We start from the raw sequence: 15,970 nt of genomic DNA, 5'->3' as shown, positions 1-15,970 counted from the left end.
AGATGGTTAAAAAATAAATTGATCGTCTTTACAGGTCGCCAGGTTTACAGAGCCAATAAAACGAATAAGTTTTACAAGAATACTCATGCAAAAACCAGCAGGGCTTTTAAAGCCTGCAAATGGTTTTATATTAAAACTTACAGTGGATTGAAGGGCTTGGGTTTTCATGGTCTGTTGCTTTTGACATAACAAAGATGCAACAGAAAGCAGGGCATATTTTGTAACAAAGGATACAATTGCATGTAACAAAAGTTACAATTCGCTCAGTAATTTGATCTGATTGTAGTAAAGCAGCAATTTATTATCTGTTTCCAGTTTCTTCAGCAGGCGTGATACAACAACCCGGCTTGTCCCCAGATCGTCACCAATTTGCTGATGCGTTAGGTTAATGAGTGAAGAGCCAGTTGTTTTAGCCTTTTCCTTGAGATAATTAACCAGCCTGTCATCTAATTTTTTAAAAGCAATATCATCAATGCTTTTCAGGATCTCGGTAAAACGGTTCAATATGGTTTGCATTACAAAGCGTTTCCAGGTTGGGTATTTTATCATCCATCCGTCCATCACATCCATTGGTACGCAAAGCAATTCGCTGTCCTCCTCGGCAGTTCCCCTAATCACACTGAAATGCGACATCATACAGCAGGTAAATGTCATGGCACAGCTCTCGCCCTCTTTAACATAATACAGCAGTATTTCCTGCCCCTCGTCATTTACACGACTTACTTTGAATGTACCGCTTAACAGCAGCGGAACCGCCCGAATGGTTTGCCCCGGATTAAGCATGGTATCACCGCCTTTTACATTCATCAGCATAGAACTGGCTTCAAGTTCGGCTAATAATGCGGGTTCAAATGTGGTTTCAAACTTTTTAACGGCGGCTTTTACATCAAACATTGTCATAGGTTTTTAGGAAACCTAAATTAGTTAAATTATAACATTTCAGGATGATAAGGGCCGTTGTGTGAAGTAAATTGTATAAGTAAAATCAATAAAATGGTTATCGCGAAATTTTAATATCAACACACTGTATCAGCTAAGACTCCCATTTGTTCATAACCGGGTAAAACGATGGCATTTGCAGCTTTTAACGGCATTTCAATCATCATATTTTTCCATGGGGTATTAGGGAGTATTTTCCAGATCTGACGACTCATCCATAGTTTGAACCTGGTTTGCGGTACAAACCATTCGGCCCCTTCTGCCAACTTCTGGCATGCCGTTGTTAAGGGACGCATTTTTGTTTCGTAGTTTTTAAAGGCTATCGAATGATCTCCGGCTGAGGCTTGCAGTTCGCCTGCCAAAATGTAGGCACCAACTACGGCCATGCTGGTACCCATACCCGACATTGGCGATGCGCAATAACCGGCATCTCCCAACAATACCACCCTGCCTTTGCTCCAGCGATCCATCCTGATCTGGCTTACCGAATCAAAATAAAAATCGGGTGCTTCATCCATCAGCTTTAATAGCTGCGGCACCTGCCATTGTTCAGCACTAAAACGGCCACGGATCATTTCTTTTTGCTGCGCGAGATCCCTGTAATTATAGTCGAGTTTTGGCGATGCGAAATAAAACGAAGCACGAGCTTCGGTGTCTTCTTTGGCACTAAACACACCCACCCTTTTACCCAAAGTGCCATAGTATAAACCTGCCATATCTTTGAGGTTCATAAAATTGGGGGTGCTAAAAATGGCAAAGTAAATATTCAGGTGGTGCATAAACCGCGCTTCATCGCCAAAGGTCAGCGTGCGTACGTTGGAGTGTAATCCATCGGCACCGACAAGCAGGTCAAAACGCCGCGTTTCGCCGTTGCTAAAGCTTACATCAACGCCGTCCGAATCTTCCTGTATGCCGGCGATGCTATTATCAAACAAGTATTCGGTATCGTTTTTTGTCGCTTCGTAAAATACGCCCGCCAGATCTCCGCGCATAATTTCCAATTCACCACTGGTAAACGCATCGGGCATACTGGCCAACTTTTTATTATTTTTATTTGCGATGGTAATCTTACCAGCACGGGTTTCATGTTTTTTGATAGCATCGATCAAGTCCATTTGCTCCAAAACCTGCATGGCGGGCCCGCGAAAATCAACAGCGTAGCCACCTGGCCTAATGCCTGGCGCACGTTCAATAATGGTTACTTCAAAGCCATAACGATTGAGCCAGTAAGCCAAGGCAGGCCCCGCAACGCTGGCACCTGAAATCAATATTTTATTCGCTTTCATGGCGCCAAAACTATGGCTAAGCTATATGCAGGGCAATCACAAACAGGTTAAGCAACAAGGTTAATCGGTAAAAGCACCTTTTTTAGCGGTGAAGTTGAATGACACCTGCTCTTATCCTTTTCCCATGGCTATTTCGCCTCACAGTATCTCCACAAAACCATCCGTTCCATTAACCCTGATCCGCTGTCCGTCTTTGATTAGTTTAGTGGCATTCTCCACTCCCACTACTGCCGGTAAGCCATATTCGCGGGCTATAACGGCGCCATGGGTCATCAGGCCACCAACTTCAGTAACAAGGCCTTTTATAGATACAAATAAGGGTGTCCAGCTGGGATCAGTAAACGTGGTGATCAATATATCACCCTCCTCCAGGTCGGCATTTTCCATGTTTAAGATAACCCGTGCCCTCCCCTCAATAACCCCGGCAGAAACAGCTAAACCAACCGTAGCCCCGCCAGGAAGATTTTCACGGTTATACTTACCTGAAATAATTTCACCATCGGATGTAATAACCCGCGGCGGGCTTAGCTTTTCATGCAGTTGGTGCTCAATTTTGCGTTGATGGATAAGTTCATAATCCAGTTTGCCCACGCTTATAACTTCTCTAAACTCTTCAAAACTGAGGTAATAAATATCCTCTTCCTGGGGTATAATACCGGCTTGCACGAGCAGTTCGGCTTGTTTCAGCAATGCATGCTTATAAACCCACAGCCGGCTAACTATGCTATATTTTGGATATTCGCGATACCCGGCAAAATTCCTGATCAACCCGATCTTTTGTCTTGTTTCTTCTGCTTTTTGATCTCCATCCGGCAATTGTTTCAATCGCTCCATCAACTCCTGCTCTTTTCTTAAAGCCGCTTGTAACCCCATTTCAAATTTTTGTTTGCCTGCGCCAGGCTCAAAATTTTTAATATTATTGAGGATCATAGGGACAAGCGTAACCGGCTTTTCCATCCAGCGGGCTTTGGTAATATCAATTTCGCCGGCACAACGCATTCCGTATTTATCAAGATAGGAATTGATGGCAGCCAAAGATTCTTGTCCGCCGTTAAGCTTTGTCAATTCATCCAGAAAGTCACCTTTTGCCTGTTGCAGATAATTAATTACTTCCGGATAAGGACGGATTACATCGGCAACATCCAGTAGCTCAAGGCCCATTTCTGAGGTGATATTGTTTGTTACCGATTGTGAAAGTATATCCGCGGCATTCTTTTCGCCCAACCACTCCTGCATGTTTTCATTGATCCATAACGCGGCATTCATGCCAGCCATAATAGCAGCAATGCTTTGCGGGGCAAATAGTTCTTTCCTCATTTCCTGAAGATCTTCCAGGATAAAATCAAACAGATCAGTTCCTGACCTGGCTTGAATAGTTTGCTTTAATGTAGCCAGGGATGACTGACTGTTCCGGATCAATTCGGCAGCAATTGCCGGGTCATTAGCTAATTGCGGCGGCTGTGCCCAGGTTGCCGTAACCTGTTTGCTTTTAACTGTATCTTGTTGTTCTTCCGGTAAAACCTTTACAAAATCGCCACGCGCTATAATTGTTGTCAACGCATCTTTTATCAGCGGATCATGCTGCCCCATCGCTTTTAACAAAGTTGCCCGGCCCGTTGCAGAAGCCAGGCTATCGGTTACATCAACAAACAATCTTCCACCAGCTTTATACATTGGCCGGGCGGCTGTTAGCTGCCATAAAGATAGCCCTAAAGGCCTCATAGCATCGGTCATCATTTGCTGGTGACCTACGGATATGAAAACGTGATTCTTTCCGTCGTTAATATCAGGAACAGGATATAGCTTGGTAATCGGCCTGCTTTGTACAATGTAGAAAGTATCATTAGCCATGCACCATTCAATATCCTGCGGATTGTTGAAGTGCTTTTCGATTATTCGGCCGATGATGTTCAGTTGTGAAATTTGCTTATCCGTCAGCACCTGATCATGCTGCAACTCGGGTTCAATCCCCTGCTCTTCGGTACCGCCATCTTTTAAAGCATAAACAGCCAGCTGCTTAGCCGGGATCTTTTTGCCGATGACGTTGCCATCGCGAACTTTATAGTTGTCGGCATTCACCAGGCCAGATACCATGGCCTCTCCAAGCCCAAAGCCTGCATCAACAGAAAGTATCTTCCGGTTACCGTTAACAGGATCGGCAGTGAATAAAATCCCCGATGCCTGCGGAAAAACCATTTGCTGAACAACTACTGCGAGCCGAACTGTACGGTGATCAAAGCCGTTTTGAATACGATAGGTTACCGCCCTATTGGTAAATAATGATGCCCAACACTTACTAATGTGTTTAAGGATAGCGGTCTTCCCAATGACATTTAAATAAGTATCCTGTTGCCCGGCAAAAGAGGCCGTAGGTAAGTCTTCCGCAGTAGCACTTGAACGTACAGCAAACGCGGTATTTTCATCAAACTTTGAGAGATAGCAGGCGACTTCTTCAGCTACAGCTTTGGGAACAGGTCCTGTTTGAATTACAGCCCGAATCTTTGTGCTGATCTCATTAATAATTCCTCTATCATCGGCTTTGGCATGTGATAGCTGACTCAACAGATCATTAAACTCCAGATTGTTTTCCGTTATGATTTTATAGGCTTCCGTGGTAATGCAGAAGCCGTCAGGTACTTCAATTTCTTCAATCCCCGACAGCTCGCCCAAATTAGCCCCCTTGCCGCCAATCAAGGCAAGTTTTGAAATATCTGCATCCTGAAAACCGATCACATAATAGCCCATACTTTTCCTGTTAGTTTGATTAACAAGCCGAAAATAATGAGCCTGTGATAACTTTTACAGGCTTTTGAAGTATATTTTTTCACACGCAATAAGCATGCAAACAACACGTTATCTTTACAACAAAGCGGAAGAAATCTTAAATCATTTCGGCAATAGATGAGGCAAATCGTGGGGATTGCATACTGTTCAGCGCTTCATTAATCAAAGCTTTACCAAATAGTAATTGGCCTTTGTAAGCAGCAAGGCTTATCTCTCCCGTGCCTAATTTTTCTTTTACATTTTTCAGGCTGATGCCCTCCATATCCGGATCATGAGCTGTACCGCTATTTGACATATATACCAGTTTAAACATTAACATAGCATAAACCAACCTGCATATTTGGCGCATCAGAAAGAAACGTGCCCTATGATAATCTGTTAAACTGTCGCCAAAGTAGGTTTCAAGGAAAATATTTTCATGTTCGTCATTAGAAACATAAAAATTTGCTGTTATAGCCAGGTCAACGTAGCGGTCGTTTGTAAAAGCTGCGTCCCAATCAATAATCCATATTTTTTCACCATCAAAAACCATGTTGTTAGGGTTAAGGTCATTATGACTAAAAACCTTATCAGCATCATTCCATGGGTAATGTTTTCTAATTTCGTCGTAATAAGCAAAACCCTCATCAAAAGCCGCTCCCGTTAACATTCCCGAAGTTCTAAACTGAACGATAAGCCCATCCACAGTATCTGCTAAACTATTCCCGGTTGGCAAAGCCGGCAACCCATGTATTCGTCTGATCGTTTTGGCGATTTCGGGCAACAAAAATTCAGGCGACTTATAAATAGCCTGCAATGGCATGTTTTTTATAAAGCCCGTAATGGTTACCCCTGCTACCCTGTTCAAATAATAAACGGGCGGAGCAATGCCTGCTTGAGCGGCAACTTCCATACAGCTGATATTTTGACCATCAACAACTACGGGAGAGCTATCTATTTTTAAAATGTAGGGTTGATCGTTAACCACAATTTTAAATACTGAGGATGCTGATAATCCGCCAGCTAATAATATTATTTCCGCTACTGTAGTTGTACCAAAAGTCTGTAATAACGCGCTTTCAACTGCTAATAAACTTGAGGCAGGGATAATGGAATTTAGTGTTTGCATTTGTAACAGGCAATTAGGTGATATTACCGCCAAGTTTGGCGAGGATATTTGTTAACGAAGTAATATCTTTTGATTCTTTAGCGGGTATAATTTCAAGCGCAAGGGCATTGGCTGTCTTTTCTGCATCTGTAAACAATTGCTTGCCGGCAGGGGTAAGTACTACATAACTTACCCTTGCATCACGCTCATTGGCTTCGCGGGTTACCAATCCTATTTTTTCCATTGGCAACAGCATGCGAGTTATCCCGGAAGCGGTTATCCCAATTTTATCTGCTAAATCAATTCTCCGTGCCTTTCCGTCTGCCGATTGCTGCAAAAGATAGAGGATCACAAATTCGGTAAATCCAATGCCATGCACGTTCAGACGGTCAAACCTGCGGGCCATAACGGCTTGCACTTTCGCAAGGTTTATTAGGGTTTTGAGCGATGGATTAATTACCGACATATACTTGATTACTCAATGATTTTACAAGTATAAATATATTTCATTAAAGCACGGAATTAATAAATTAAAAACATTGCTAAAACGAAGAATATAATTGAGGTTATAACTTTACAACACAGCTCAGATGTAGAAATTCATTTAAAATCCATTCGCACATCTGAGCCGTTTCCGATTAATGAACTTAACCGGCAAGTTCAAAGCATCTTCTCTTACCCGATATTTATTTATTTGACACTGGCTTTTCCAGTTGGCTCACCCGTTTCTGAAGGGAACGTAATTGATCATCCTTTTCCTTCATTTCCGATTTCAGATCAATCAGGTAAAGTGTTAGTTCTTCTACCTTCTTCAATAACAGCTTATTCATTTCGCCAAGGTTTTGTCCGTCTTTTTCAATTTGCTGAGCCGATGGCATTTCAGGGAGGTGCTGATTTTCGCTGATAAACTGTTTCACGGAATTTAGCTCCGGAAGCTTGTAGTCTTTTTTAAACACATAGTCGGGCCAACCGGTTGTTTGCACAGAAACCGCTTTTGCATAGGTTACACCGTTAGCACCAACTTTAAATGTAATACTACTCTTAATATCGAGGTCGGTAAGCGTTTTTTGTGTACCGCCCGTAGTAGGTAAAGGGGCGAAGTAAATATTTCCGGCAAGATCTCCGTAAATAACTCCCCCGCCATTATTAACGTTATCGCTGTCAATTATCCAACTTGCATTTGAGCCACTCCCGCTGCGGGCGGCATTGAATCCCATATATGATGTACCGTAGGCAAGGTTAACACCTGCAGCGTTACCGGCACTAAATTTTGCAGAATTGTTATTTACCTGAAAATTAGAAACCGGGGCTGTTGTGCCGACACCCACATTCCCCCCCTTTATAATCAATGATGGATTTGAAGGGGCTGTACCAATATTACTGAAATTAATACTGCTGCCCTGGATGTTGACCGGAAGAAAAGTAGTTGCTGCACGGTCATAAGCCTGAAAATAACCTCCGCTCGTTGGATAATAAAATACTTCAACTCCGGCTCCAACTCCTCCAGTAGGATTACTACCGGTAAAGCGTCCGGTGCCGTTAACCTCAAGAGAAGACGTCGGTGTTGCAGTACCTATACCCACATTACCATTATAGTCTATGGAAAGGCGGCGGACGTTACCGGTTATCAAACTAAGTGATGGCGTATTTCCATAAGGGTTACTGCTTTCAAGTATCATCCCCCCCATTTTGTTGGTTTCCGTAGGTGCTTCGTTAGAAAGTTTCATTAGAAAACCCATCTGCCGCTGAACAGCGTCTGCATTCACTCCCTGGTGATACATAGTTACCAATTCGGAAAAAGGAGTAATACCCTGTCCGGTTACAATATTAAATTTGGGCGTAACCCCGGGAAAAAGAGCGGCCGCACTATTGATAGTGAGCGGGGCGGTAGTACCTACAACGACACTGCCGACATTAGTATTGCTGATATGATCGCCGTTTGTGGCCCATTGTTGGGCAAACACGCTACCTAAAGTTCCTAAAATGAGGGTACCGGTTAAGATTAACTTACGCATTGCTTAAATTTTATTGCTTTATGAGAAAATTGTGAGGTTTTTAATTATTAAGGAAATAGCCACTTTCCGCAGAAGGATAATGCTTTTCATTCGCTGTTCAATGATGCTTAGCGAGTGCCACACTGCTAAAGGTGAGTGGAGACAATTTCTGTTTCAATAAGTGTTTGATGAAATGTAAAAGAATGATAATTCCTAACCTTATCTGGTTCTAAGGTCGGCCATAGTCAAAAAAATAGCTCGAAAATAACTTTTGAGATTTGCGCATGTGAATAAGGTTTTGATTGCATAAAAGTAGCGTTTTATTTGATATGATAAAAAGTTAGACAACAAAAGTCTTTTTATTATCAGCCAACATTATAATTACCTTATTTGGCAATAAGAGACAAACCTTTGAAGCTAATATCAAATAAAAAACGTCATTAATAAATGACAGATTAATTACCAGATACGTCTAAAATCCAAGGATTTAAACAGGTAATGTAAACCAAAAATTGCTCCCCCTGCCCTGCTCGCTTTCAACACCAATTTCGCCACCGTGTTGTTTAACAATTTCGGAGCTTATGTATAAGCCTAATCCAAGACCGGCCTGAGGGGCTCCGTTCTCAGAACGAAAATAGCGCTTGAATATATGCGGCAGCTGATCAGAATCAATGCCGGGCCCATTATCTGATACCTCAACGCGGACATGATCCGACCACCGGGAAATCCGGATTAAAATTATCCTGGAGTCCGGGGCATATTTCATTGCATTTTCTATAAGGTTAACAAGTACCTGTTCTACCCTTTCCTCGTCGGCAACAACCCGAACAGATAAATCACCTTCAATATCCAGCTCGTGTTTACCCGAAACCTTAAGCAAATCACAACAATGATTAATGAGTTTGCCTAAATCAAAATACGTTTTGTTTAAACTGTATTTACGCGCTGCAAGTCTGCTGGCGTCAAATAAGTCGTTTACCAGGAAAGCCAATTTGTTTACGCTTCTGTTGGCCTGCTCTATCATAGCTTTTTGCAGGGCTACAGTGCCGTCATCCTGATGGGTATGTAAAATCTGTACCGCAGCCTTTAACGCTGTTACCGGGGTTCGCATCTCGTGGCTGGCTACGGCAATAAATTCGTCCCGTTGCTGAAGCAGTGCAAGATTTTCGGCCCTTAGCTGCGTTTGCTCCATCGCCACAACTGCGAGCTTTTTTAATAATTTCTTTTCCTTTTCTGAAATAGATCGCGGCTCCGTATCAATCAAACATAACGTACCTATGATATAACCGTCGGGAGTAATGATGGGCGCTCCGGCATAAAAACGGATTCGCAGTTTATCTGTAACATAAGGGTGATTAACAAAAAGTTCATGTTGATGAGTATCTTCAACCAGGAGCAAATCAGGCTGCAAAATGGCTACAGCGCAAAAACCTTCATTACGACTTACATATTGAATACCGTTCAGGCCCACTTCGGCTTTAATAAACTCTGTATCAGAATTCAAAAACGAAATATGACTGATCGGGCATGAGAACAATTCGCATGCAAGCTCACATATGCTATCGAAGGCTTTTTCTCGGTGTGAATTAAATATTTGGTAACGGTCAAGCGCGGCAACTCGTTCCGCATCATTATCCGGTATCAGGTTAATTCCATAAACGTTGTCCATAAAGCGGTTGTAGGTTTCTCTAAAGCTAATATATTATTTATTAATTAAATACTTCATAAAATACCTAATAAATACAATACACCATTTTGATTTCTTTTAAAAACTTCGATTATTCTGTAAGACAGCTTAGGTCTAAACTTAATAACCCTATTTAAACAGCTCTGGATAATGCCTTGCAATCATATCTTTTTCGTCATTCTTCAGGTCCGATAATAAAACCGGTGTATCCTGGGGCCTTACACCTTTCTGGTTGATCCGGTTCATCAAACTCCAGTCTTTTACCGGCTTTTCCGGCGATGGATCGGCCGGTTCTTTTGCAGGCAGATCGTAGCGCGTAAAATCTACAACCATTTCCGGTGTATTTTTATGCCAGTTCCTTAGCGTTGCCAGGCGAAACTCCTTATTCATATACCACTTGATTTCCTGATTGCCCCAGGAATTGCCTATACCAAGTCCTCTTTCTTCAAACCTATAGTTCCAGCGGCTATTATCCCGGTATTGGCTGCGCCACAGCTCGCCATACTCTCCAAAGGTTACGAACTTCACATCGGGCCAGCGCTGCACTGTGGCACTTGTCCATTTCTCCAATGCCCGGTAGGCCAGCGTGTCATCCCAATTTTTACGTTCGGCTATTTTAACCAGGGCGGCCTCCCATATGTTGGGGATCCAGCCGAAACCGTTAAGTTCAAACCCGCGGTCAAAATGGATAGACTGCGTATGCATAACCGAAAGATGCCCAATCTCCAGCCCCCAATCGCCATAACTCTCTATCGGACCAACGCCACGGCGACTTGCAGCGCCATTAAAAGGTGTTGTTCCCCATACATTTCCGCTTTGGAGCGCGCACAAAAAGTCGACACTCCAGCCATCCAGATTTACACAATCAATAAAATCACTTTTACCTTGTGCGGGCTTACAAAAGTGTTCTTTTGATGGATAGAACGGATACGACGGAGATCCATCCGCACCGCCGCCATCAGTTTCATGCTGGCTCCAGATCACTGCATGTGCCACATGGATATTTTCCTTTTCGGCCAGATAAGCCAGGTTATCAGCAGATAAAAAACCTCCCATTACGCTTTTGGGGCGATATCCCTTACCAACCATTGCAGTTATACGCTGCAATGCCTCGGTCATCTCCTGGTTTACACGGTGCCGGGGTAGGTACATGGCGGGGAAATATCCCGGAAAATAAGAGACCTCATCACCAAATTTAAGCTGACACTCCGCGGCATAATTGCGGATATCTACATAATTCTGGCGGTTATCTTCAAGTGCGTTTAACGTAAAGCCCCAGGTTAGCCGCCCTCCAGGTACATTCTTCGCAAAAGTTTCCCTTAAACGCTGCACAACTTCCAGCGTATGCGCAAAACCTTCATCACGTTTGATCAGCTTCACATCCCGCGATACCTCCCATGGCGAAGTGCGGATCATGATACAAAAAGTTACAAAACGGTTGCCCATTAAAGATGTAGGAGGATTTCCGGTCAGGAAACCTAAGGAATCAGCTTTCCCGATTAAGGGATTAGCCAATACCGCGGCACCGCCAAGCAATGTATTCTTAAAAAAAGTTCTTCTTTCCATTTAGCAGAAATATAGACCGGCTTATGCCAGCTTCAGGTTGACGCCTTCAAAAGTTAAGATCCCGGACTGAATTGTTTTTCCTATCGCTTCAGAAAGCTGCTGACGCATTTCTTCAGTAAGCCTGGCAAAGCCCAATTGTTTGGCTACTAACGGCAAGGCATCTTCCTCGGTAATTGAAATAGCACCACGCACCACATCCCTAATGGCCTCATAAATTTCTTCGGGCGCTATCAGTGCTATTTTTTTATAGGCAGATGGTAACTTACTCCGGTCGCGCACAATGGGCCGCTCCATTTCCGGCGCCCACAAAAAATCATCTTTAACAATCACCCTGCCTTCATCTTTAGCTTGTTGAAGGGCTTGTGTTAGCGTGTAACGGATCCTCGACCCCATTTTGGCTATCCCGGCTGCTTCGGTGATCCGCTTGGCCATTTCATCGAAATGAACCGGGCTTTCTACCTGTACAACCTCCGAGATCCAGTTCCCCAATTCGGCGAAAGTATATAGCTGAAATTCGTCGCGAAGATGTTCAATGTGAATATCTACCAACTTGTATTCCTGAACCACAGGAGCGGCTTCGGGTATGGCTTCCCGGCGGATCTCATCCGGTAAAATATCGGCCTCCACATCATTACTTTCGGTTGAATGTTTAGCTGCTTCAATAGCGCTAAGTAAGCGGTTCAATTCACGTGCCGGGTTGCGGTACCAGTCGGTACTCCATACCTGGTATAAATTCCAGCCAAACAGCTCCAACACCTGCCCCCTTAAACGGTCGCGATCTGTTGCTGATGCCGCACTGTCATAAGCCTTACCATCACATATAAGTCCTAAAATATAACGGCCCGGATTTTCAGGATCAACAACAGCCAAATCCAGATAGAAACCTGGAGAGCCCACACGGTCCCGCACAATGTAACCGGCTTTTTTGAGTTGTTGTGCTACTTCTTCTTCAAACGGTCTGATCTCTTGCGGGATAAACGTCTCAGGCTTATCAAATTTGGCGTGCTGCGCAAAATACAGGAAGCTTTTGAGTGCACGGATACCGAAGCGTGCTGACTCACCCGTTTTGATGTCTTCAGCAGTGATATTGGTAAACACTTCGCAGCGCATCTTGGCCCTTGTAATCAAAACATTCAATCTCCGTTCGCCGCCTTCGTTATTCAGCGGGCCGAAGTTCATTGGTATTTTGCCATCTTCTGTACGGCCATAGCCAATACTGATCAGGATGACATCCCGCTCGTCCCCTTGTACATTTTCAAGGTTTTTGATAAAGAACGGTTCATCCGGTCGCCCGGCAAAAAAACTTTCCGTTGCGGGGTTAGCCTTTCGCTCAATTTCAAGCGCCGCCTGTATAGCTTGCGCCTGGGCTGTGCTGAATGCAACTACACCAAGACTTTGTGCAGGATATTTGCCGGCATGTGCTATTACCGCTTTGGCAACGGCCTGCGCCTCTAAGGGATTGCTGCGCGTTTTACCACGGTCATAAACAGCATCGGGCAAATGATTAAAACGTAAGCCAAGGTTCTGTCTTGAACCCGGACTTGGAAATATCACCAGCTTATCCTCGTAAAATTCATGGTTAGATAACGTGATCAGCGATTCGTGCTGACTGCGGTAATGCCATTTGAGCATGCGGGTAGGAGCTCCCTGCCCGTCGCACATCCCCAAAATACTTTGCATATCTGCCGTAACGTTCTCTTCTTCCTCAATATCGGTATTCAACTTATCAAAAAAGCTGGTTGGAGGCAACTGGCGGGTATCACCCACTACCACTAATTGTTTACCGCGCGCAATGGCTCCGATAGCATCTACCGGTCGCACCTGGCTGGCTTCGTCAAAAACAACCAGGTCAAAGTCGATAGCGCCCGGCGGCAAAAAGTTGGCTATAGACATAGGGCTCATCATCCACACCGGTTTAACAGCCTGCATGGCTTTGCCCGCCTCTTCTACCAGTTTACGAATTGGCATGTGCCGTGCTTTTTTGTTGAATTCGGTTTTAAGGGTATTTACCTGCCCACCGGCGCCGTTTTTGGGCAAACCTTCCCAATGCCTAAGCGCCACTACTGCCCTGTTATAATAAAGATTAACCTGATCAAGCTTTTTAAACTTAGCTATAACCTCTTCATGACTGGCCCGCTCGAACTTGGTAATTTCCGGACTGGTTCTAAAAGCCTGTTCTATCAAATACTCATACCAGGTTTTCTGCAGGCTGATCTTTAGCAAATCCCTGGCTTCGTCCCAGTTTGCGGCCAGTGTGGTCAGGAACGATAAACCTTCTTTGTCGGCCTGCGCACAAAGCTGGTTCCAATCGATAGCCAATTGCAACTCTCCAAAATGCGCTATCCAGCTTTTCCATGTATGTTCCTGCTCTGCATAAGTTTTCGGAAACGCATTCAATTTCAACGCAAGCAATGCCCTAACCCGCTGCTCACTGTTCACTTTTAACCCGTTACGGAGCTTGCTTAGATGATCGGCCGCTATCGCAGGCGATTCGAGCTTGCTTAGATAGCTTAATAAAACCGGATCGTTAATACCCGCTAAATAGTTAGCAGCCGCGTGTAATGACCGCCAATCCGAACGTTGTTTAAGCCAGCGGTTACCAAAAATACTTAGCGCAAAGGCATCATATTGCTGTAATTGACTTTCCAGCCTGCGTGCCTCCGAGATAGCATCTACTAATCTGAGTTTTTCAGAAGCATCATCCGGTAAGGTAATTTTTAATAAAGATGCCAGTTGCTGTTTGCTTTTGCGGTAATCGCCATTGAAGATTTTATACCATTTATCGCCGTAGCTAACGATATTACGCCGAATCTCGAGGATATCCTGCGACCATGCTTCGGCTACAAAAGTATCTTTATATTGCCGGTATAAATTTTCAAGTTCTTCGCCGGTATCCAGTAACTCTTTGATATCGGCAGCCTTAGTACGCCAGATAGGATCTGTGATATTTAGCTCTTTCAAATCTGGTGCCGAAGCTGCTTTTTCCAACAGCACTTCTAACGCGGGGACACCTTCGTCTGTCAAGGGAATTGCGAAACCCGTACCTGCATGGATACCATTCAATAAGCTTAACAATTCGCTTACTGCCTGCTGCGCGGCTTCCATATATGATAAAATTGTTCCCTTTTCGTGCGGGAGCAACACCATCAACCCGGTTCCGTAAAAGATCAGGTTGGACGGCGTTCCGATATCTTTAAGCCGTGCCTGTATACGGTCGGCCCATTCTTCGGCCAGTCGAACTTTTTCGGCATCCCAGTCTGCCATATTTTCAATAGGCAGCTTAATCAAGTTACGGCCAGCGGCAAGTCCATCAATCTGCAATAAAAAACCGATTACCTGCTGCGCGGTTAAACCGCTTCCTGAAAGCTGGTTGTTGATTGCACGGCAATAATCATTAAGCTCGGCCCGGTAAATCTCCAGCATCCTGATCTCGAGTTCAAGCTTAGCGGTTTGAGGTTTACCGAGATCCATAACACGTTTTATTTCCTGCAACACATCTCGTTTGTTGGTTTTATGGCTGTGCAGTTCAAGACATACCGTACCCAGATCAATATTATCCAGCCTTCGTTTTACTACATCAAGCGCCGCCATTTTTTCGGCCACGAATAAAACTTTCTTCCCCTGCCCCACGGCATTGGCAATAATATTAGTGATAGTTTGAGATTTACCGGTACCCGGCGGCCCCTGTATCACCAGGTTACTGCCTTCCTGTACCGCCAGCATTGCCATTAACTGAGAGCTATCAGCATCAACCACCCTGAAAAGTTCGTTAGCTTTGGTATCAGCATCAAGGTCCTGCTCATCCTCCGGTACATCTTCATGAAACCCATTATCTAAAAGCGACTGCACATTAGGATGATTTTCCGGCTTTACAGTTTTTGGCCATTGATCGGTATCCAAATCATTATAGATGAGAAATTTGCCGAAGGAAAAGAAGCCAAGCTCAATGGCATCAGGTTTAACCGACCAATTGGCTTGTTTCCCGATATGCGACCGGATATCGGCAATATAATCGTTAAAAACAAACTCTTCATCATCCGGCATGTCGGGTATAGTGATATTAAAATCACTTTTCATTTTGGCCTGAAGGGACAGGTTTGCACCAATCTCGGCACCGGTATAACGTAACCTGAAGCGTTCCTGGGCGCTTGACCGTTCCAAGCTTACCGGTACCAACACCAGCGGTGCCGAACGTAATGTTTCGGCGTCCCCGGCATCACACCAATGCAGCATACCTAATGCAAGGTATAACAGGTTAACGCCCTGCTCTTCAATGCTGGTTCTTGCAAAATAATAGGTATTTAGCAGCCGAGTCTGGAGTTTTTGTTCATCCTCATCGGTTTGCAGCCTGGTGTCCTGGTATTTGCCCTCATCCTCCGGAAAAAGCTGCCCTTCCTTTAGCGCCAGAAAGGTCATGGCTTTTTGCTGCCGTACTAAAATATCATAAACATATTCCGCTTTTTCATCTGCGATATGTACGCCTTTACCTTTGGTGAGCTTATAATTCAGCAAAGGGTTCCGAAGTCCCAGGTCGAGCAATTCCTTCCTGGAGGATGCTAACCGGGACTGTATAGTTTCCTGCATATTTTCAAAGCTAATAAAAGGACAGTAATTTTTAAACTTCCGT

Annotated in this window: 10 protein-coding genes; all 10 read right to left on the bottom strand. The window is 44.2% G+C overall.

Going from position 1 to position 15,970, the window contains the following annotated elements; translation table 11 throughout:
• Window positions 1-6: 6 nt before the first annotated feature.
• Window positions 7-168, bottom strand: a complete 162-nt coding sequence (locus tag DUL71_RS31890; protein WP_154402331.1) for a hypothetical protein — start codon at window positions 166-168, stop codon at window positions 7-9.
• An 84-nt stretch (window positions 169-252) separates the two neighbouring features.
• Window positions 253-900 (bottom strand): Crp/Fnr family transcriptional regulator, encoded by a 648-nt coding sequence (locus tag DUL71_RS06540; RefSeq protein ID WP_244228707.1) that lies wholly within the window; start codon window positions 898-900, stop codon window positions 253-255.
• A gap of 116 nt (window positions 901-1,016) precedes the next feature.
• Window positions 1,017-2,225, bottom strand: a complete 1,209-nt coding sequence (locus tag DUL71_RS06535) for an FAD-dependent monooxygenase (RefSeq protein WP_114937263.1) — start codon at window positions 2,223-2,225, stop codon at window positions 1,017-1,019.
• 138 nt (window positions 2,226-2,363) lie between these two features.
• Window positions 2,364-4,970: a phosphoenolpyruvate synthase gene (gene ppsA, locus DUL71_RS06530; protein WP_114937262.1), complete on the bottom strand. Its 2,607-nt coding sequence runs from the start codon at window positions 4,968-4,970 to the stop codon at window positions 2,364-2,366.
• Between the two features lie 136 nt (window positions 4,971-5,106).
• On the bottom strand, window positions 5,107-6,117 hold the full coding sequence (locus DUL71_RS06525; RefSeq protein WP_114937261.1) for a phosphotransferase: 1,011 nt from the start codon (window positions 6,115-6,117) through the stop codon (window positions 5,107-5,109).
• A gap of 13 nt (window positions 6,118-6,130) precedes the next feature.
• Complete coding sequence (locus DUL71_RS06520; protein ID WP_114937260.1) at window positions 6,131-6,562, bottom strand: MarR family winged helix-turn-helix transcriptional regulator; 432 nt, start codon at window positions 6,560-6,562, stop codon at window positions 6,131-6,133.
• A gap of 220 nt (window positions 6,563-6,782) precedes the next feature.
• A complete protein-coding gene (locus DUL71_RS06515) occupies window positions 6,783-8,111 on the bottom strand; it encodes a hypothetical protein (RefSeq protein ID WP_114937259.1) in 1,329 nt (442 codons plus the stop codon).
• Between the two features lie 466 nt (window positions 8,112-8,577).
• Window positions 8,578-9,759 carry a GAF domain-containing sensor histidine kinase gene (locus DUL71_RS06510; RefSeq protein WP_114937258.1) on the bottom strand — a complete coding sequence of 394 codons (1,182 nt, stop codon included), beginning with the start codon at window positions 9,757-9,759 and terminating at the stop codon, window positions 8,578-8,580.
• Between the two features lie 147 nt (window positions 9,760-9,906).
• Window positions 9,907-11,343 carry a DUF3863 domain-containing protein gene (locus DUL71_RS06505; protein WP_114937257.1) on the bottom strand — a complete coding sequence of 479 codons (1,437 nt, stop codon included), beginning with the start codon at window positions 11,341-11,343 and terminating at the stop codon, window positions 9,907-9,909.
• Between the two features lie 21 nt (window positions 11,344-11,364).
• Window positions 11,365-15,927: a DUF3320 domain-containing protein gene (locus tag DUL71_RS06500; protein ID WP_114937256.1), complete on the bottom strand. Its 4,563-nt coding sequence runs from the start codon at window positions 15,925-15,927 to the stop codon at window positions 11,365-11,367.
• Window positions 15,928-15,970: the final 43 nt, after the last annotated feature.

Source organism: Mucilaginibacter endophyticus (genome assembly GCF_003351025.1).
Lineage (GTDB): Bacteria > Bacteroidota > Bacteroidia > Sphingobacteriales > Sphingobacteriaceae > Mucilaginibacter > Mucilaginibacter endophyticus.
The sequence above is the reverse complement of the archived record's forward strand: the minus strand, read 5'-3'. Positions and strand labels throughout refer to the sequence as shown.

Excerpts from the sequence above, each read along its gene's own strand:
- DUL71_RS31890 (WP_154402331.1), bottom strand. The coding sequence starts at position 168 with ATGAAAACCCAAGCCCTTCAATCCACTGTAAGTTTTAATATAAAACCA.
- DUL71_RS06540 (WP_244228707.1), bottom strand. The coding sequence starts at position 900 with ATGACAATGTTTGATGTAAAAGCCGCCGTTAAAAAGTTTGAAACCACA.
- DUL71_RS06535 (WP_114937263.1), bottom strand. The coding sequence starts at position 2,225 with ATGAAAGCGAATAAAATATTGATTTCAGGTGCCAGCGTTGCGGGGCCT.
- ppsA (WP_114937262.1), bottom strand. The coding sequence starts at position 4,970 with ATGGGCTATTATGTGATCGGTTTTCAGGATGCAGATATTTCAAAACTT.
- DUL71_RS06525 (WP_114937261.1), bottom strand. The coding sequence starts at position 6,117 with ATGCAAACACTAAATTCCATTATCCCTGCCTCAAGTTTATTAGCAGTT.
- DUL71_RS06520 (WP_114937260.1), bottom strand. The coding sequence starts at position 6,562 with ATGTCGGTAATTAATCCATCGCTCAAAACCCTAATAAACCTTGCGAAA.
- DUL71_RS06515 (WP_114937259.1), bottom strand. The coding sequence starts at position 8,111 with ATGCGTAAGTTAATCTTAACCGGTACCCTCATTTTAGGAACTTTAGGT.
- DUL71_RS06510 (WP_114937258.1), bottom strand. The coding sequence starts at position 9,759 with ATGGACAACGTTTATGGAATTAACCTGATACCGGATAATGATGCGGAA.
- DUL71_RS06505 (WP_114937257.1), bottom strand. The coding sequence starts at position 11,343 with ATGGAAAGAAGAACTTTTTTTAAGAATACATTGCTTGGCGGTGCCGCG.
- DUL71_RS06500 (WP_114937256.1), bottom strand. The coding sequence starts at position 15,927 with ATGCAGGAAACTATACAGTCCCGGTTAGCATCCTCCAGGAAGGAATTG.